The organism is Mycobacterium ulcerans subsp. shinshuense (genome assembly GCF_002355775.1).
Taxonomy (GTDB): Bacteria; Actinomycetota; Actinomycetes; order Mycobacteriales; family Mycobacteriaceae; genus Mycobacterium; species Mycobacterium marinum.
Genome location: NZ_AP017624.1, coordinates 2,750,964 through 2,769,411, shown reverse-complemented (window position 1 = coordinate 2,769,411; position 18,448 = coordinate 2,750,964). Strand labels below are relative to the sequence as shown.

The window sequence follows — 18,448 nt, the reverse complement described above, 5'->3', positions numbered from 1 at the left end:
CGGGCTGCGATCACGGCTGTGACCGGGGCATTGCGGTTGAACAATCGGGGCACATGCCCCAAAAAATGACTTCGGCCTCGTCGACAACGAAGCCATCCAGCACATTGCTGTCGTCCGAGGGGGCCAGACACGGAGCCTCACCGACGGCACAATCGATGTCGGCAATCGCTCCGCAGGATCGGCAGACGACATGGTGGTGGTTATCGCCGACGCGGGATTCATAGCGGGCGACCGATCCCGACGGCTGGATGCGACGGACCAGGCCCACCGAGGTAAGTGCGCCGAGCACGTCATATACGGCCTGCCGGGACACGTCGGGCAGGATTTCGCGAACCGCCGAGTAGATCGTTTCGGTGTCGGCGTGTGGGTGATCGCCCACGGCCTCGAGCACAGCAAGCCTCGGCCGGGTGACGCGCAGATCGGCCATACGCAGCTTCTCTGTGTAGTCCGCCGTTGACCCCACTTCGCCACTATGACTCACTATCTTGAATCGGTCAAGAGTTTCCGCTCGCCATCAACGCACAATTGGGCCGGCGCGCTCAGCCCCTTGCTCCGACACCTTCGGGCCCGCATCACATCGCGCCCTGCGACGGTCGCGCCCGCGGCCGTTTGCCAGTTGAAAACGATTGCACAACAAGCACACTCAGACACCGGTGCCGCCACGCGGTCACGCGCCGGCAGGGTTGACGACAACACCGTCAAGCCACTCCGAACACCGGCCATCTATCAGGTAGATTGATATCAGACACCCTGATATAGCTGGGGCCGCAATGTTCAGAGACGGGATCTGAAATGTCCAATCCGAAGCCACCGGCTTGGCTCAAGCCGATGAACAAAGCCATGGTGACCCTGCAGAAGATCGGCGTCGTCGCGGGCCCGGTACGGGTACTCACCGTGACCGGCCGCAAGACGGGGCTGCCGCGCAGCACCCCGGCAACCCCGTTCGTACTCGATGACTGCGTGTATGTGGTCGGCGGATATCCAGGTGCGGACTGGGTGCGCAACGCTCGCGCGGCCGGCAGCGGAACCGTTACCCGGGGACGCAAGAAGCAACAGGTGGTCTTCACCGAACTCACCGCAGCCCAGGCGGTTCCCGTGCTGGCCGCGTTTCCGCACAAAGTTCCTCGGGGCGTCGGCTTCTTCAAGCGCTCCGGCTTGGTGCGGCAAGGAACGGCCGAAGAGTTTGCCGCACTGGCCGGGCAGTGCGGCGTCTTCCGGCTCGACCCCACCGCGCAGAACTAGCCCGATCCACGAGCCTCGTCGCCGCCACCGTGGTGCCGGCTTCGGGCGATGTCGACCAAGATCCGCCCGGAAGTCCGCGCAGCGAGTCTCGCTTCCCGCACGAAATATTCTGGACTGATTAACCTTTCGATCCAGTTCGACTGCCCCGGCAAATGCACCCGAACGGAATGCGGTCGCCGCGGCACGACACCGAGGGAACCGGAATTTGGTACCATCGCGCGGTGCACAAGCCGGCTGCACCGAGTAGCCGCATCGGAGCGCAATCGGTGTCCCGGCGCGACGTCCTCAAGGTCTGCAAGTTTGCCTTGGCACCGGCTTTGTTCGGCCTCGGGACACTCGCCGAAAGCGTCGACGCACCCCGGGCCGGCGCCACCAGCGTGAGGTTGATCGACTTTGCCAAGCAGCGCATCTCACCAGAGCTGATCAAATCGGCAAGCTATGACGGCATCGTGGACTACGTATCCGAATCGCGCCCGGGAGCGAACTTCCAAGCAAAACCCATCACCCGCGAATACGCCGACGAATTGCGAGCGGCGGACCTGCACATCGTCAGCAACTACCAGTACGGCAAGCCCGGTGGCTCAGCGCCGTCGGATTTCACCCGCGGCCGTTCCGGTGGTGTGCAAGACGCCCAGACTGCCCTACGCCTGCACAGCGCGGCAGGGGGCACAGCGTCGGCCCCGATCTTCTTCAGTGTCGATGAAGACATCGACTCGCACACCTGGGACACCGCTGCCGTGGAGTGGTTCCGGGGAATCAACTCGGTACTCGGCGTCGAGCGCACCGGTATCTATGGACATTACCGGGCCTGCGCGTGGGCGGTCAGAGACGGGGTGATCGGAAGCTCGACCACGCCGGAGCATCGGTGGGCATAGCAGACCAGGTCCTGGTCGCATGGTCAGCGCGAGCCCGCCGCGGTGCTGTATCAAGAGGTCGTCAACAGTCCCACACACCCAAGTCCGCTGTTAGGCGAGATACGTGTGGACGTGAACGAGGTCCTCGCCGCCGACTTCGGGCAGTGGGATCTGGCGCGGTGATCGGCTAGCGGAACCTGCGGGGTGGCCGTGGGTTCATTCGGTACTGCGTTCCACGGGACGATTGGGATCCGAACACCACTCCGACCATGAACCCGGGTACAGCGCCGCGTCGCCGCCCGCGGCGACCAAGGCCGCCACGGTGACTGCGGCGGTGATGCCCGAGCCGCAGTAGGCGCCCATGGCGCCGTCCCGATCAATGCCACATCCGGACAGGAGTTCGTCGAGCGCGCCGGTGTCCACAAACGTTCCGTCCGCGGTCAGGACGGCGCCGCTGGGAAGGTTCTTCGCGCCGGGAATGTGGCCGCCGACCGGGTCGATCGGCTCGACATCACCACGGAAGCGCTCGGGCGCGCGGGCATCGAGCAGTGTCGTGACTCCTGCGCCAACTTGGCTCGCCGCCAATGTCGGACGGCTTCCGACGTACAAATCCTCATGCAGCACAGACACATTGCCGGCGCGGGGGTGAACGGCACCCGTCTGCAAGTGCCCACCGGCGCGGCGCCACGCGCCCAGACCTCCATCCAGGATGCGCACATTCGCTACCCCTGCCGTGGTCAACAGCCACCATGCTCGGGCCGAACCGGTCCGGTTCCAGTCGTCGTAGACCACGACCAATTCGTCCTGCTGCACTCCCCATCGGCGCGCGGCGATCTCGAGATTGCGCCCCGACGGTAGCGGGTGCCGGCCGCGCCCGGCGACGGTGTGGTCGCTGAGTTCCGCCTCGAGCGACACATACACCGCTCCCGGTAGGTGGCCGCGCAGGTAGGACGGGTGCCCGTCGGGTTCGCCGAGCTGCCATCGCACGTCCAATATCGTCACCGGCAAGCCGGCCCGGATGTGGTCGGTCAACTCAGCCACAGAGATCAGCACCTGCCCTCTAGCCTGCACCTGTCCACCTCTTCTTCAGGAGTCTTCTGCGAGCTGGCGACACGCACCGATGAGCCTACGGATACCTCCCGAGTACCCGTCGCCGGTGCGACGAACGCACCGCGACGGCCTTTCCCGGCCCCGCGACCAGTGGCTAGGGGCCAGCAGTGTCGCCGGGGCCGTAGGCCAAGGCGATCACGCGTGAGCCCAGCCAGCCCGAGTAGGTCGGTCGGGACGGCCATCCGGCGGGCGAATCCTGCCATTGCTCCTGGCACCCCCACGGCAGCAGGTCGATCAGCCCAAACATGTAGCTGAGTTGCTCGGGGCCTCGACCGGTCGTATGCCAAGTGCGGTAGACGGTGTCACCATCACGCAGTAACACATTGACCGCAAAGCCTCCGCCGGCCGGCGCATCCAGGTCAGCGGCGAACGAGCTCTCCGAGGACGAATACCACGGCATCCTGTTGCCCACCTTGTGCTTGTAGGCGAGCGCGTCGTTGATCGGCCCGGTCGTGACGATCACAAAACGCGCGTCTTAGTGAGCCAGGAACTCCAGCCGGGTGAACTGCGACGTGAAGCCGGTACACCCGCCGCACTGCCACTCGGCGCCATCGGTCCACATGTGGTGGTAGACGATCAGCTGCGCGCGGCCATCGAACACATCGACCAGCCGGACCGGCCCGTCCGCACGGATCAGCGTGTAGTCGGCCAGCCGCACCATCGGCAACCGGCGCCGCTGCGCGGCAATCGCATCCAGTTCGCGAGTGGCAGCCTTCTCGCGCTCGCGCAGCTCGCCGAGCGCGGCGCGCCAGGTCAGGTGATCAACGCTTGCTGGCAGGGCCTTTGCCATGGAATCCGCCTTTGAGGTCGATGTTTGGTGATCACTTGTTATGATCGCCGCGGCGGCCGGAAGTCATCGCGCCAGGGCCGTCGATGCCCCTACGGTGGCCTTTCACCGAGCGGTTCTGACGGATAAGTGCAGGCCAGCACCGCATCGGAGGTGGCAGTGTTTGCCGTTCTCGGCTGGCGGGAAACCCTGCAGGGGTTGGGGGACGGGAAATCTTGGGGGCCGATGGGCCCGGAAAGGCACACAACCATGGCTCAACGGCTGGTACCGCATTTCGACGACGTCCAGGCGCATTACGACCTATCCGACGATTTCTTCCGGCTTTTTCTGGACCCCACCCAGACCTACAGCTGCGCCTACTTCGAGCGCGATGACATGACGCTGGAAGAGGCGCAGATCGCCAAGATCGACCTGGCGCTGGGCAAGCTGGGCTTGGAGCCCGGCATGACACTGCTCGACGTCGGCTGCGGCTGGGGCGCCACCATGCGCCGCGCGATCGAGAAATACGACGTCAACGTCGTCGGCCTCACCCTGTCCAAGAACCAGGCCGCCCACGTGCAGAAATCGTTCGACCAGCTGGACACCGCACGCACCCGGCGGGTGCTGCTGGAGGGCTGGGAACAGTTCGATGAGCCCGTCGACCGCATCGTCTCGATCGGCGCGTTCGAGCACTTCGGTCACGACCGCTACGACGACTTCTTTGCGATGGCGCATCGGGTCTTACCGCGCGGCGGGGTGATGCTGCTGCACACGATCACCGGCTTAACCCGAGAGCAGATCAGCGATCGGGGAATACCGATCTCGATTGGCATGATCCGATTCGTCAAATTCATTGTGACCGAGATCTTCCCGGGCGGCCGGTTGCCGTCGATCGACATGGTGCAGCAGCACGCGGGCAGGGGGGGCTTCACGCTGACCCGTCGCCAGTCGCTGCAGCCACACTATGCCAGAACCCTGGCTCTGTGGGCCCAAGCCCTGCAAGCCCGCCGGGACGAGGCCATCGAGATTCAATCCGAAGAAGTCTATGAGCGCTACCTGAAATACCTGACCGGCTGCGCAGATGCCTTCCGCCGCGGTCACATTGACGTCAATCAGTTCACCCTGCAGAACTAGCCCGCGATCGGCGTTCCGGGCGCTGCATCTTCTCGAGGTCGGCGCGCCATCGCAGCTTGGACTACAACGACACGGTCAACGAACGGCCACAATTCATCACGATTTCCACACCGCACTGGCATCGCCTGACCACGGGTGCGACGGTGTTGCGGTGAGTGTTGACGTCGGCCGTTTCGAGCACGGCTCCCGCACCCAGTGGATGGACGCCCCGCCCCGGCGGTGTTAGCGTGGCCACTGGCTGCTTCCGGGGCACATGATCGTTGCGGTCATCCGATGCTCGTGTGGTCGGCACACCTGCTGGGAATGCGAATGCGGCGCTACCACGTATCGACCGGCGCTGACCCACTCTTGCACCATTGTCCGGGACGTGCATGCACCGCTAGATCCTTCTCAACTGGTCGGCTGAGGCAGTCTCCGAACCCGCACCGCGGCGCCGACGCCAGTAGCTTGCTAGGGATTAGTCGAACCGAGCGTTTGCGACTGCGGCGTTTGGTCTATAGATAACGCATACCCCGAATTGAGGAAGGGCGACAATGCGGCTCATTGTGCCAACCACCGTAGCGACCGCAGCGCTGCTGTTCACCGGATGCTCTGCCTCCGAGATCGTCAACACCGGCGGTGACACCAAGTGCAAGGACTTCACCACGCAAGACGAGAAGAAACAGAGCGAAGAAGTCTGCAAGATGCTCAAGGACAAGAGCGGCAAAGACCCGACGAACCTCGAGATCTCGGCCACTCGTCTGTCCGCAATGACTTACTGCCAAACGTTGGGCAAGCCCGACACCAAGATCTCCGAAGCGCCACACGGCTAGCACCATCTTCGCCGGACGCCTGTCCAGGACGGGACGTATTGGCTATCACCCAGCAACCTGCGGGACCACGGTGTAACCAGAATTGGCGTGACGCTAGATTTTGGTGATGAGCAGCGACATCCCCAGTGCGGTGCAGCGAATCTTCGCGCTGGCCGACCAGGTGCCTGGATTCATGCCGGCCGATGAGGGGGAGGCCCTGTTCAACGCCGCGCTGCGGTACTTCAATGGCGGGCTCGGTGTGGAAATCGGGACCTACTGCGGCAAGTCCACCCTGTTGCTCGGCGCCGCGGCGCAACAATGCTCCAGCGTCCTCTACACCGTCGACCATCATCACGGCTCTGAGGAACACCAGCCCGGTTGGGAATACCACGACGATTCACTGGTCGATGAGATCACTGGACTGTTCGACACCCTTCCAACCTTCCGGCGCACGCTGGACTCTTCCGGCCTGGACGACCATGTGGTGACCGTCGTGGGCAAATCGCCGATCGTGGCCCGGGGGTGGCGATCACCGCTGCAGTTGCTGTTCATCGATGGAGGTCACACCGAGGCTGCCGCCGCGCAGGACTTCGAGGGCTGGGCCAGATGGGTGAGCCCAGGGGGAGCGCTCATCATCCACGATGTGTTCCCCAACCCCGCAGACGGTGGCAGGGCGCCGTACCGCATCTACCGCCGTGCCATCGATTCTAGTCAATTTCAGGAGATTTCGGCGACCGGGTCACTACGGCTTCTCGAGCGCACTAGCGGGGGCCCCGGCGACCAGATCGAGGTTAGCAACCGGGCCTGCTGACGACGCACTCGCAATCGAAGTCGGTTTGCAGGCCCGTGGGCAGCGCATGCCCACGGAAGATGCCGGCACCCCGAGTGGTATTCGATAGCGCATCCGCGGCGAGGATCATCGCCGCAGCGGTCCAGGTGGTGCGTTCCTCGGGCCAACGCTTCCCGTCTGCGAAGACCAATCCCGTCCAGTAGGACCCGTCGTCTTCGCGCAGGTGCTGCATCGCCGCGAACTGTTCATGCGCCGCGGCGCGGTGACCGATGGCGTCGAGCGCCAGCACCAATTCGCATGTTTCGGCTCCCGTCACCCACGGCCGGTCGTCGACGCAGCGAATACCGAGGCCGCCGACAACAAAGTCATTCCAGCGGTGGTCAATTCTGGCGGCCGCTGCCGGCCCGCGTAGCGCACCGCCGAGGATGGGGTAGTACCAGTCCATCGAGTAGCGCTCCTTTTCAGCGAACGCCTCCGGGTGCGCGACGATGGCGTGGCCAAGCCGACCGAGCGCCAGTTCCCACTCCGGCTGGGGCTCCCCGACAAAATCCGCCAGCGCCAGCGCACACCTCATGGCGTGAAAGATGCTGGCGCACCCGGTCATCAGGGCCTCCGTCAGTGGCCCGGACTCACTTCGAGCCCAACATATTTCGCCATTACCCACCTGCAGGTCGATGACGAAGTCGATCGCCTTGCGCACCATCGGCCACATCGTGACGGCGAATGACTTGTCGCCGGTCACGAGCACATGGTGCCAGATTCCGGTCGCGATGTAGGCACAGAAGTTACTGTCACTGTTTTCATCTTCGACAGTGCCCGTGCGGATTTCAATCGGCCATGACCCGTCGGCCCGCTGCGCGCGGCAACTCCAGTCGAATGCGGCGCGCGCCTGCTCGAGAAGTCCGGCAGCGGTGAGCGCCATCGCACACTCCACATGATCCCACGGGTCGGTGTGGCCACCCACAAACCACGGGATGGCGCCCGAGGGTTCTTGTGCGGAAGCAATGGATTGGGCCGTCTGCCGACATTGATCGCGAGTCAGGGCACCCGGCACCGCCGGCGGACTAGGCCGATGCAACTGAATGTCCCAAATCTGCTGGGCTTTGCGCCGATTCCCGTTTGTCGAAATACATCGCGACACACTTACCCACCAGCGGATTGAGAACCAACTCGGCCATCCGCGTTACCCTGGGCCGCCGCATCAGATCCCACACCAGCAGCTTGTGATACGCGGCCACCAAGGGGTGGTCCGCATTCGACACACCGACAGCGCATTTCAGCCACCAGAATGGCGAGTGCAGCGCATGGGCGTGATGGGCGTGGGTCAAGGCCATTGGGTGGCGAGTGATCTTTTCGCGCAACTCGCTGGCCCGGTAGACCCGCACGTGGCCACCTTCGTTGCTGTGGTACTCGTCCGAGAGCAGCCAGCACACTCGCTCGGGAAGCCATCGCGGCACGCTAACCGCAAGGGTGCCACCGACTTTGAGCACCCTGACCAGTTCAGCGATTGCTGCGTCGTCTTGTGGCACATGCTCCAGAATCTCGGACGCGATGACGCAGTCGAATGTTTCGTCCGGATACGGCAACGCAAGCGCGTCACCGAGAACCACTTTCGCCGATGCCGCGGCCGGCGCCTCACCCGTCTGCGCCATTGCAGTCAACATGGTGTCCACCGCACGCAGTTCTGCCGCATCCCGGTCGAAGGCGACGACATCGGCACCGCGTCGATACGCTTCGAACGCGTGCCGGCCAGCACCGCAGCCCACGTCGATGACCGTGGCGCCAGGACCGATACCTAGGCGGTCGAAATCAACTGTCAGCATTGAGCATTGCTTTCAGGTGCGGTCGTTGTTCGCTCGATCGCAGCGGCATAGACTCGCACGGTTTGCGCGGCCACCGCTTCCCAGCTGAACACACCGAGGGCCCGCTGCCGCCCGGCTTCGCCGAGGCTGCGACGCTTGTCCGGAGAATCGAGAAGCTCGCCCAGCGCGTGGGCCAGCGCGCCGACATCGGCGGCCGGAACCAACTGCGCGCAGGCACCGTCAGTGCCCAACACTTCGGGCAATGCTCCTACCCGGCTGGCGACTATCGGAGTTCCGCTCGCCATCGCTTCTACCGCGGGAAGCGAAAATCCCTCGTAGAGAGAAGGAATGCAGGCGACCTCAGCCGAAGCGAACAAGGCCGCTAGCTGCGCATCCGAGAGCCCGTTGCTGATGTGAACGATGTCGGAGACCCCCAGTTCGGCGATGAGTTTTTCGGTGGGGCCATTGGGTTCCACCTTCGCCACCAGCCGTAACTCAATCTCGCGGTTCACCCGCAGCTCGGCGACTGCGTGAAGCAGTGTGCTGACCCCTTTGAGGGGCGTATCGGCACTTGCGATCGCCATGACGCGGCCCGGTTTCCGTGGGCCGACTCCGGGCTCGAACAATTCGGTGTCGACGCCGAGTGGCACCACATTTAGCTGATCGGGCGAAACTCCGAAATCAGTGACGATGTCCGCGGCCGATGACGAGGAGACGGTCAGCAGGTGCGGCAGCTGGCGCGCCACCTGCTTCTGCATGGCAGAGAATCCATACCAGCGGTGCACCAACGGTTTTCGCCACCATCGCGCGGCCGCGAGATCAAGCACTCTGTCCCGCGTGATGGGGTGGTGGATGGTGGCCACCACCGGTAGCCCCATGGCGGCGATGCGCAGCAGGCCGGTTCCCAGGCTCTGATTGTCGTGCACGAGGTCGAAGTCGCCAATGCGATCGGCCAGCAGTCGGGCGACGCGCAGCGAGAAGGTTCGCGGCTCGGGAAAGCCCGCTGTCCACATGGTGAAGAGTTCCAGCAGGTCTATTGAATCGCGGATCTCGCTCGGATGCGGGACCCGAAACGGATCCGGCTCGCGGTAGAGATCAAGACTTGGCACTTCGGTCAGCCGCACCCGCGGATCAAGCAGCTCCGGATAGGGCTGCCCGGAAAAAACTTCGACGTCATGGCCGAGGTCCACCAACCCGCGGCTGAGATGACGCACATAGACACCCTGTCCGCCACAATGAGTCTTACTGCGATAGGACAACAGGGCAATTCGCATACTTAACTCTTCTCCACTGGTGAGCGGCCAGGGAAGCGCGCCAAGCCCAGGGCGGTCAACGAAGCCTCGGACACCGCGACAGCAAACTGGACATTTGTCCAGACTATAGTTCGATGAACTAATCGACGCAACGCGTGCAGACGCTGGCTCATGCCCACCGGCCGCTACTGCGGGCTTCGCGAACCCAGCTGTGCCTCGGGCCGCAAGTCGTCGAACAGGTGGTCACCACCGGCGGCCGCGGCCAGCTCGCTGCCCAGCGCCGGTGCGTGCTTGAAGAGGTTGTGCCCGGCGATGAAGAAGATCCCGTCGCACTGCCAGACCCCCACGCCGTTGGAACCCCACGGTAGCTCGGTGACCCAGCAATGCCGGATGTCGACGGGAGCGGGATCAAGCCCCGGCAAAGCGCGCTCAACGTAGGCATTGGCCCGCTCGCCTAGCCGGGCAAGCGCAGCGGGCGCCAGCAGGCCACCGCCGGGAGCGTCAACGTATTCGTTAAGTCCGACGGGGTAGCGCCGGTTGCCAGCCTCCGCGGCCGCATAGATGCCGGTCTCACCGAAACCGGTGGCACCGTCCTGCAGGCACGCCAGCCGAGGTGGCGGCTCGCCGCGAACGCGATAGGTGAGACGCACGTGGGCACCCTCGCGCACGGGCAGCGCTAGACCGACACCGCGAGCCAGCGCAGCGGTCCCGCGCCCGGCGCACACGACCAGGCGGCCATGCTCGGCAACCGCGCCGCCGGTGCGAACTTCGACCGTGCCGGCGGAGGTGGCGCGGACCAGCAGGACCCCGTCGGTGACCAACCGGTCAGCCAGCGCGGCCGTGAGCGCCGAGATCGCCCGCGTGGTGCGAATCGCCCCACCGCGCTCGTCGAGCACCGCGACGCCGTCGAAGTCCGCGTAGATCGGTAGCCGACGGTGCAGTTCGTCGGTGCCGATCCGCCGCGCAGGGCAGTCGCCGACAGCCTCGAGCACACCCAACCGACGCTCGGCCACCGGGCCAATAGCCACTACTCCATCACTGCAGAGCAGTTCCACACCCAGGCGCCGCCCCCATTCGTCCCAGATCAGCCGGCTCCTTTTGGCGAGGGCAACCATGCGGGCATCGTCGTGGGCATGCCGAAAGATGCGCGACTCACCGCCTGATTGCCCGTGACCGGGCACCCCACGCTCGTAGACGGTCACCGAGATGCCGCCCAGGGACAGGGCGTAGGCGGTAGCCAGACCGACGATCCCGGCCCCGACAACCCCAACATCGGTGCAACGCACACTCCCAATCAACCACGACTGTCGATGTTTGTCAGTCGGGCGACACCCGCCTCACCCAGGTGCCGACGACCTGGCAACGAATACGGCTGGCACTGAAAAAACTTTCAGTGCCCGCGTTTTCGCCTCCGACGGCAGTCCGGCACGCTGCGCGCGAGGCCGATTGGTCACTCGTAGTACCGGGCTTCGACCACATTGCCGTCCGGGTCTGCGAAGTAATATCCCTGCGGCGCCCATCCCCGGGCGCCATAGCTGCGGTTAAGCCGCGCACTGGTGTCCACACCGGCCGCCTGCAAGCGCTGATCGAGCGCGTCGTATTCGGCTTTCGTCATAGCCAGGCAGACGTGGTTGACCCGATGGCCGGCGCTGCCCGGGCCTCCGGTGAGGGTTTCGGTGTCGGCAACGCTATCCCGCGGCAGCAGGTCGATGATGGAGTCGGCAGAAACCCGCACACTCGGAAACGGTGCGTCTCCAGCCTCGAACTCGCTGACCCGTACCGGCGCAAGCCCCACCACTTGGGTGTAGAAATCCACGGAGGCACGGGGATCTGTCGTCCACAAAACGATGTGGTCCAGCCGCATCACCCTTGTCTACCCGGTCTATACCGCGATGACAAAGCACCGCGGATCCAGGCCATCCGGAAAGCGCACCGGACCCCGGGGTTGACCGACCTGTCGTGTTTCAAGGACGTGTCACGTTCCTGGGAGGGCGGCCGTTAGCCGACTTGGTAGTGGCCGAGCAACCTAGGATGCCGTCACCGACGCCGCCAACACGCTGGCGTTCGCTAGACCGATCGGAGTGACACGAGATGGATTTCGCACTACTACCGCCAGAGATCAACTCTGCCCGGATGTATGCCGGTCCCGGGTCCGGGCCGATGCTGGCCGCCGCGGCGGCGTGGGACGGGTTGGCGGCCGAATTGCATTCGACAGCAAGCTCGTATCAGTTGGTGGTCGCGGGGTTGACTACCGGCCCTTGGGTCGGTCCGTCATCGGTGTCGATGGCTGCTGCCGCCGCCTCGTACGTGGCATGGACCAGAATCACTGCCACCCAAGCCGAACAGGCGGCCAGTCAGGCCGCGGCGGCAGTGGCCGCCTATGAGGCAGCGATCGCGGAGACGGTGCCACCGCCAGAGGTGGCGGCCAACCGCGCTCTGCTGATGATGTTGGTGGCAACCAACCTCTTCGGTCAGAACACCCCGGCAATCGCCAGTACCGAGGCGCAGTACGCCGCAATGTGGGCCCAGGATTCCGCGGCGATGTATGGCTACGCCGGCTCGTCGGCGTCCGCGACGCAGTTGACGCCTTTCGACTCACCGCCGTCGGACACCGCTCCCAGTGGGCTAGCGACGCAAGCGGCGGCAGTCGCCCAAGTCGCCGAGACGTCGGCGGGCAACGTGCAGTCCACCGTGGCGCGCACGCCGCAGGCGTTGGCCGCCGTCCCCAATACGCTCAACAGCCTGGCCGCACCGGCGGCGCTCCCAACGCTGACGCCGCTGGAGCTGCTGGATCTGTTGTCTGGCCTCAGCGGGCTGTTCATCGACCCGGAAATTGGCGCAGCGGGACTTGGTGTCGACTCATTTGTCGGGATCACGGCCCTGCCTTACGACATCGTCGGCTATCTGATCGGTGTACACACCGACGACATCGTCAGTGGGTGGGCTGGGCTCGAGACCTGGCCGGGGCTGGCTTCGGTGCCACCAACCCCATTCCCGGCAGCGATCACCAACCTGGGCGGGTCGGCGATATCGGCGGGTTTGGGTGAGGCGAATTCCATCAGTGGGCTCTCGGTACCGTCAGCCTGGACCGTGTCGGCGCCGGCAATACGCACGCTTGCCCTGGAATTGCCCGGCACCAGCGTCGCGGCCGCCGCCGAAGCCTCCAGCGGCGGCCTATTGGGACAGATGGCATTGGCCAGTGTCGCGGGCCGGGCGATCGCCGGCACCAGCGGCCTGGGACGGCGAGACCGGCCCGGCGGCGCTACCACCCGTGATCAGGCAGCGCCGCAGACCGGTGCGCCAACCGGGCCGATCACCAGCATTGCCGCTGAGCTACGTGAGCTGGCGGCCCTGCGCGATTCGGGAATCCTCACCGAGGAGGAGTTCACCGAGCAGAAGCAACGCCTGTTGCCACACTGATCCCGGCAAGCCCAGGGCTCCGGCGTTGTTGATTAGCAGGCTTGTGAGCTGGGGAATTGTGGATTGAGGAGGTCTAGGCGGCGGTTGGCGGTCAAAGCGGTGATCCGGCAGGCTTCGACGATGTTGTCGGCGCCGTTGAGGCGGTGCAGATTGATCGCGGTGTTGCGTAGCGTTGCTAGGACCTGTGCGCCGTTTCCGGTATGTGCCCTTTGACGGTCTTCGTCGAAGGTGACGTCGCGTATCCAGTGCAGGCTGTTCTCGATTCCCCAGTGTTGACGCATCCAGGTCATGATCGCGGTAGGGCGGGCGTGCTCGAACGGCAGGCTGCAGATGGCATAGACCACCTCCACGCTGCGCTGGCCGGTGGCGGTGATCAAGCGTTCACGAGTGATCCGGATGATTTGTTTTGCGTAGGGGAAGCCGATTCCTCGTGCAGCGGTGATGATTTGCAGGGTGCGGGTCTCGACACGGCCGTGGCCGCGGGAGTCGTCGGTAGCGGCTGCGGGCACCTCGGCCCAGGGCAGCGCGGTGATACGCGCAAGTATTTTGGCTTGGTTGGACTTGACGATCATCAGGTAGTGCGACTTCAAGGTGGCGCAGATCAACTTCGCGGTGACGACCTGGGTATGCATCGCATCCACGGTGACCAGCCACCGCAAGCTACCCGGCAGCAGCGTGAGCAGGGCACGTACGCAGGGAATTTCATTGCTTTTCTCGGCGACAGCGAGTTGACCGAGCACCAATCGGGCACGGTGGGCGAACACCGACACGAGATGCGTGGCTGTCGCTTTGGCGCGTAAAGCACCACGCAGCATCTTGCCGTCCAACGCGATCGGCACCAATCCGCTGGGGTCGCTGCTGGCCACGTGTGCAGTGAAGTAACTGCCCATCCTGGCGTTGAGGTCGGCGGGGTCTAGCCGAGACAAAACAGCGCGGAAGGTCTTCTCACTGGGCCGCCGGAACCGGACCCCTAATTGGGCCAACACATCATCGGGAGCGGTGGCCGCCCATGTGGCAAAACCAGCATAGCCGCGCATCCCCGCGGCAGTGGCCAGAACCGCGATCGCCAACAAAGCCATCAGCGAATACCTCCGACCGCGTGGGTCCCTCGGGTCTGGCACCGAGGCCAACACATCGAGAAACTCCGATCCGATGAGCTCGCTGCGCTCACCAGGACTCCAGCGGTCGAACACCTCTGGAACCGACGACACAGGCAATACTGAAACGGTAGGCACGGGCAACTCCAGACCAACGACGAACAGTAACCAACTCGATCGTTCTCCAGATAGCCCGTGCCTACACTCCGGCCCCAATAGCGCGGCACCAAAGATCATCAACCCAGCCCACAAGCCTGCTAATCAACAACGCCGGAGCCCTGTCGGCAAGCCGAAAGCCGGTGTTGATCGCTGCGCCGAAACCTCTTGCGGCCCAGCATGATTGCAGGTCGCAGCGGCCGAGAACGAACCGCAGGAAGTTCGGGTAAATGGCCGGCATTTCCCCGCGCCGAAATATGCAATTTTCGAGCGCCCGCCGCGTTCTGGACCAGCAATAGAACAATGCAGTGGCGAAATATATCCCAGGTTAACCCTGGAAATTTGGATAAGTATTAATGGGCAATAGTTTTGGATCTAGCGCGGCTAAGCCGGCGGGCTTAATCTGTTTCACGTCCTGCGCACACTCGCTGACTCCACATCGGATCTTTATCCCAGAAAGAAAGGACGGGCATGACATGTCTGCACGTCACTGGCTAGCCGCCTGCACTGCCCCTGTCGCGGTTGGTGCCGCGCTAGTATTCGGCACCGCTGTCGCCACGGCCGACGCGACCGATGACGCGTTCCTCGCCCAGATGCACAAGCTGGGATTTACCTGGCCAGCGGGCGACGATTCCGACATCGTCTCCATGGGTCACCAGATCTGCGCTGACCGCATGAGCGGCAAGGCGCCGGACGCGATAGCCCAGGACATTCACACGACCTTGGGCGAAAAAGGCATTACGTTCGCGGACGTGACATCCATGGTTAGCGCCGCGGAATCAACGTATTGCTCGGATTAGCAAATTGCGGCCACCGCCAACTGTGGCCGTAAGATACAAATAACCTAGTTGTCCTTTTTCCTGGCACGCCCCGGCTCCCTCGAGGCGCGCAACCGCTCACTGAGTCGTGCAATTTATTCGGTGATCGCTGCGAAATCCACCCACAAGTGGCGGGGCCCGCGAAATATCTGATTGTGCCGATACGGAGGCGGGTCGACCACCAGCTTGGGGGACTGCACCCGCCGCAGGAAGATCTCCAAGGCGAGGTCGACCTCCAACCGAGTTAGCGGGCCACCCATGCACGTGTGGATCCCGCTGCCCCAACCGAAATGCTCGTTGTCCTCGCGCAGCGGGTCGAACCGATTCGGTTTGTCGAATCGCCGCGGATCCCGGTTGGCCGCGGCGTAAATCAGATGCACCGCCGAACCCGCGGGAATCACCGTTCCGCCGATCTCGATTTCATCGGTGGCGCTGCGGCTGGAGAAGAACTGCACCGCCGACTGCAGTCGCTGCACCTCTTCGATGGTGCGCGGAATCAACTCCGGGCGCTGGCGCACCAGATCCCCCGAGCCGGGGTTTCGCAGCAGCGTCATCACACAGTTGGTGATGGTGTTGACCGTCGAGTCATGGCCGGCGACCAGCAACAGCAGGGCGTTGGCGGTTGTCTCTGGCACCGACATCGGACCATCGGGTCCGTCGTCGTGCAGGAGCTTGGACAACAAGCCCTCGCCGGGGGTCTTTGCATAGCTGCGCACCAGGTCGCCCAAATAGTCCGTCAATGCCGCGGTGCTGACCCGGCCTTTCTCGGCCAGCACCTGTCCCTCCTCGGTGTCCCCCTCGGGGCCGAGGTCGGTGCCCGCCATGAAATCGAAGATCCAGGCGTGGAATTTCGGCTCGTCCTCGATCGGCACGCCGAGGATTTTGCAGATCACGGCGACGGGTATGGGGTACGCAAAGTTCTCGACGACGTCTAGGCGGGTGCTACCGCGCGCGCTGGCCTGGTCCAGGAGGTCGTTGGCCAGCCGCACCACGAACGGCTCCATGCTTGGAATCTGATCGGGGGAGTGGGGCGGGGCGAAATGACGCATCACCTGCCGGCGGGCCCGGTCATGATCGGGCGGGTCGGAGACGATGATGCTGGCATCTTGTCCGTAGGCCTGCACGTGTTCGCTGCCCGGTTCGGGCTGGGGGGCTTCACCACCGAAACCCGAAGGGCTTCGGGTGATGTCGGAGCTGATCCGCGGGTCATGAGCCAGGGCGAGCAGTTCGCGGTAGCCCGTGACGACATAGGTCTTCTCGGCAACCTTGGCCACCGGCGTCTTGCGCAACTCGTCGAAATAGGGATAGGGGTTGGGGCGGTTCTCGAACTTCATCGCCTCGGCCCAAGCGGTTTCGGCATTCATCGCCATCTCCTCACATCCTCATGTCACCAGTTGCGCAGCAAGTCAGCCTCGGCGGGGCCGGAATTCGGCACCCCGCGAGGTCGGATCGTGTCCGGTCAGCACCACATCGGGCATTGCGGTCGGTTCGCGTGGGTCCGGGAACCGGGCCGGCATCGGCTCGCAACTGACGGGGCAGTCATAGCCCGGCGGGGGCGGCGCGAAGGGGGCAGACTGCTCGATCAGGCTCGCGTAGTAGGGCAGCCACTTGCCATGATCGAACGTGACCGCGCCGACGATGCGGCCGCGGTAGCCGTATGCGGCCGCGAAGCGACGTTGTTCGATCGATCCCTGGGTGAATACGATCTCGTCGCCGAATGAGCACACGCCGACACTCTTGATGTTGACGCCGAACTGCCCCGACCAGAAAGAGGGCAGCGGCAGGTGCGGGCGCCGACCCATTTCCAGGCTGATCATGTTGTTGGCCGCCACCTCGGCACCGAAAACAGCGTTTTCCCAATGCTATTGAGACATGAATTCGTACTCGTAGAGCACATGCGGGGCCCGCGCTACGTCTCCGGCGACGAAGATGTTGTCGGTCACCACTCCGTTGATGTCGAATGCGCGGCAGCCCGCATCGCAGGCCCCCCCCAGAACCCGCTTGCAGTTGCGCGCCTTCGAGCCATTCGACGTTGCGGATCGAGCCCAGCGAGGCGACCACCACGTCCACGTCGAACACGGTTCCATCGGAAAGGCGGGCCGCCCGGACGTGTCCTTCCGCGTCGCCCTCGAGGCCTTCTACGGCCACGCCGGTCCGCAGGTCGACTCCGGCTTCCAACTGCATCTTTGCCGCGATATCGCCGATCACGCCGCCAAGCGCACCGACCAGTGGCGCCTTGCCACGCTCGGCCACCGTCACCGGGAGATCGAGATCCCGGCACACCGAATCGATCTCCGACCCGACAAAACCCGAGCCGACGATGAGCACCCGGCGTGGCCGCCGTTTCAAGGCCGCGGCCAGCTTCTCGGCGTCATCGCAAGTGCGCACCGTGAACAGACCCTCGAGCGCAGCCTCCTGCGGGTTGAACCAGGGGCGCGCCCGGGTTCCGGTAGCGATCAGCAACCGGTCGTACTCCACCCGTTCACCGTTGGCCAACAGCACCTGGCGGGTGGACCGGTCCAGACCCACCGCCGCCACGCCCAACCGCCACTGCGCGTCAACCGGACGCAGCCGGGGCAGCTTCGTGTGGTGTGCCGGCACCCAACCCTTGAGCACCTGCTTGGACAGCGGAGGCCGGTCGTAGGGTTCGTATTGCTCGTCTCCGATGATAGTGAGATGCCCCGCAAAACCCCTGTCCCGCAATGCTTCCGCAGCGCGCAGGCCAGCCAGCGAAGCGCCCACGATGACCACGCGTCCCTGGGCTTTGAAGGTGTCGACGAGTTGGCCGACCAACGACCCCGGGTTCATTTGGTGTCCCGATCTGCCGGCGGGTCCACCTCGAGGATGATCGCCTGCACCGGACACGACGCCGCCGCACGTAACACCCGCTGCCGCTGGGAGTCGTCGGGGTTGGGGTCATATGCCAGCGCTTCCTCGCCGACCAGCTTGAATACCTCGGGCGCCAGCGGGACGCACTGGGCGTAGCCCTGGCACTTGTTGAGATCGACCACCAATCGCATATCCCGACCCTTCGTCTCCGCCGCCTGGTGCCCTCGCGCGCAGAGACTACTGCGTCGCGGCCAACAAGCGCAGAAATAATCGCGATCGGTCCGCTTTACCTCGCACAAGCGGGTGGCCGGAGCGAGTCGATCGCGGCCCCAGACCGGTGCGGGAAGGCGAATCGCGGTGTGACCTGTGCGTAAAACCGGGGTGGG

At 64.4% G+C, this 18,448-nt stretch carries 17 protein-coding genes and 3 pseudogenes; 7 read left to right on the top strand and 13 right to left on the bottom strand.

What is annotated here, in order from left to right:
* Nucleotides 1–10: 10 nt before the first annotated feature.
* On the bottom strand, nt 11–463 hold the full coding sequence (locus SHTP_RS12340; RefSeq protein ID WP_036426550.1) for a Fur family transcriptional regulator: 453 nt from the start codon (nt 461–463) through the stop codon (nt 11–13).
* Nucleotides 464–792: 329 nt separating this feature from the next.
* Between SHTP_RS12340 and SHTP_RS12335 the strand changes: the two genes are divergently transcribed.
* Complete coding sequence (locus SHTP_RS12335) at nt 793–1,242, top strand: nitroreductase family deazaflavin-dependent oxidoreductase (protein ID WP_096370743.1); 450 nt, start codon at nt 793–795, stop codon at nt 1,240–1,242.
* Nucleotides 1,243–1,463: 221 nt separating this feature from the next.
* A pseudogene (locus SHTP_RS12330) lies at nt 1,464–2,279 on the top strand (DUF1906 domain-containing protein).
* A 33-nt stretch (nt 2,280–2,312) separates the two neighbouring features.
* Here SHTP_RS12330 and SHTP_RS12325 read toward each other — a convergent pair.
* Together SHTP_RS12325 and SHTP_RS12320 are read right to left on the bottom strand one after the other, a co-directional pair.
* A complete protein-coding gene (locus tag SHTP_RS12325; RefSeq protein ID WP_096370742.1) occupies nt 2,313–3,167 on the bottom strand; it encodes a sulfurtransferase in 855 nt (284 codons plus the stop codon).
* 133 nt (nt 3,168–3,300) lie between these two features.
* A pseudogene (locus SHTP_RS12320) lies at nt 3,301–3,996 on the bottom strand (DUF899 family protein).
* Nucleotides 3,997–4,242: 246 nt separating this feature from the next.
* On the opposite strand from SHTP_RS12320, the gene SHTP_RS12315 reads away from it, so the two are divergent.
* The 3 genes from SHTP_RS12315 to SHTP_RS12300 all read left to right on the top strand — a co-directional run bounded on the left by SHTP_RS12315 (nt 4,243) and on the right by SHTP_RS12300 (nt 6,708).
* Nucleotides 4,243–5,106: a cyclopropane mycolic acid synthase family methyltransferase gene (locus SHTP_RS12315; RefSeq protein WP_096370741.1), complete on the top strand. Its 864-nt coding sequence runs from the start codon at nt 4,243–4,245 to the stop codon at nt 5,104–5,106.
* Between the two features lie 533 nt (nt 5,107–5,639).
* Nucleotides 5,640–5,918 (top strand): hypothetical protein, encoded by a 279-nt coding sequence (locus SHTP_RS12305; RefSeq protein WP_096370739.1) that lies wholly within the window; start codon nt 5,640–5,642, stop codon nt 5,916–5,918.
* 106 nt (nt 5,919–6,024) lie between these two features.
* A complete protein-coding gene (locus SHTP_RS12300) occupies nt 6,025–6,708 on the top strand; it encodes a class I SAM-dependent methyltransferase (RefSeq protein ID WP_096370738.1) in 684 nt (227 codons plus the stop codon).
* On the opposite strand, the gene SHTP_RS12295 is transcribed toward SHTP_RS12300, so the two are convergent.
* From SHTP_RS12295 to SHTP_RS12275, 5 genes are all read right to left on the bottom strand, one after another.
* A complete protein-coding gene (locus tag SHTP_RS12295) occupies nt 6,689–7,765 on the bottom strand; it encodes an MMP endo-(1,4)-3-O-methyl-alpha-D-mannosidase (protein WP_096370737.1) in 1,077 nt (358 codons plus the stop codon). The two genes, SHTP_RS12300 and SHTP_RS12295, sit on opposite strands and share 20 nt — an antisense overlap.
* Complete coding sequence (locus SHTP_RS12290; protein ID WP_096370736.1) at nt 7,752–8,510, bottom strand: class I SAM-dependent methyltransferase; 759 nt, start codon at nt 8,508–8,510, stop codon at nt 7,752–7,754. The genes SHTP_RS12295 and SHTP_RS12290 overlap by 14 nt, the downstream gene beginning before the upstream one ends.
* Nucleotides 8,504–9,763, bottom strand: a complete 1,260-nt coding sequence (locus SHTP_RS12285; RefSeq protein WP_096370735.1) for an MMP alpha-(1->4)-mannosyltransferase — start codon at nt 9,761–9,763, stop codon at nt 8,504–8,506. The genes SHTP_RS12290 and SHTP_RS12285 overlap by 7 nt, the downstream gene beginning before the upstream one ends.
* Before the next feature lie 164 nt (nt 9,764–9,927).
* A complete protein-coding gene (locus tag SHTP_RS12280; RefSeq protein WP_096370734.1) occupies nt 9,928–11,028 on the bottom strand; it encodes an NAD(P)/FAD-dependent oxidoreductase in 1,101 nt (366 codons plus the stop codon).
* 164 nt (nt 11,029–11,192) lie between these two features.
* Nucleotides 11,193–11,606: a VOC family protein gene (locus SHTP_RS12275; protein ID WP_096370733.1), complete on the bottom strand. Its 414-nt coding sequence runs from the start codon at nt 11,604–11,606 to the stop codon at nt 11,193–11,195.
* 227 nt (nt 11,607–11,833) lie between these two features.
* Between SHTP_RS12275 and SHTP_RS12270 the strand changes: the two genes are divergently transcribed.
* Entirely contained in the window at nt 11,834–13,162 is a 1,329-nt protein-coding gene (locus SHTP_RS12270) for a PPE family protein, SVP subgroup (protein ID WP_096370732.1), read from the top strand.
* Nucleotides 13,163–13,194: 32 nt separating this feature from the next.
* Here the strand turns inward: SHTP_RS12270 and SHTP_RS12265 are convergent, their stop codons facing one another.
* Complete coding sequence (locus SHTP_RS12265) at nt 13,195–14,397, bottom strand: ISAs1-like element IS2404/ISMul1 family transposase (RefSeq protein ID WP_420872999.1); 1,203 nt, start codon at nt 14,395–14,397, stop codon at nt 13,195–13,197.
* A 494-nt stretch (nt 14,398–14,891) separates the two neighbouring features.
* On the opposite strand from SHTP_RS12265, the gene SHTP_RS12255 reads away from it, so the two are divergent.
* Nucleotides 14,892–15,215, top strand: a complete 324-nt coding sequence (locus SHTP_RS12255) for a DUF732 domain-containing protein (protein ID WP_096370729.1) — start codon at nt 14,892–14,894, stop codon at nt 15,213–15,215.
* A 113-nt stretch (nt 15,216–15,328) separates the two neighbouring features.
* On the opposite strand, the gene SHTP_RS12250 is transcribed toward SHTP_RS12255, so the two are convergent.
* The 4 genes and pseudogenes from SHTP_RS12250 to SHTP_RS12240 form a co-directional block, all read right to left on the bottom strand.
* Complete coding sequence (locus tag SHTP_RS12250) at nt 15,329–16,597, bottom strand: cytochrome P450 (protein ID WP_231991419.1); 1,269 nt, start codon at nt 16,595–16,597, stop codon at nt 15,329–15,331.
* A gap of 42 nt (nt 16,598–16,639) precedes the next feature.
* The gene (locus SHTP_RS30410; RefSeq protein WP_231991417.1) at nt 16,640–17,065 is read right to left on the bottom strand and encodes an oxidoreductase C-terminal domain-containing protein; all 426 of its coding nucleotides are present in this window, start codon (nt 17,063–17,065) and stop codon (nt 16,640–16,642) included.
* A gap of 208 nt (nt 17,066–17,273) precedes the next feature.
* A pseudogene (locus SHTP_RS30405) lies at nt 17,274–18,041 on the bottom strand (NAD(P)/FAD-dependent oxidoreductase); the annotation flags it as partial.
* On the bottom strand, nt 18,038–18,253 hold the full coding sequence (locus tag SHTP_RS12240) for a ferredoxin (protein ID WP_015355775.1): 216 nt from the start codon (nt 18,251–18,253) through the stop codon (nt 18,038–18,040). The gene SHTP_RS12240 and the pseudogene SHTP_RS30405, both read right to left, overlap by 4 nt.
* Nucleotides 18,254–18,448: the final 195 nt, after the last annotated feature.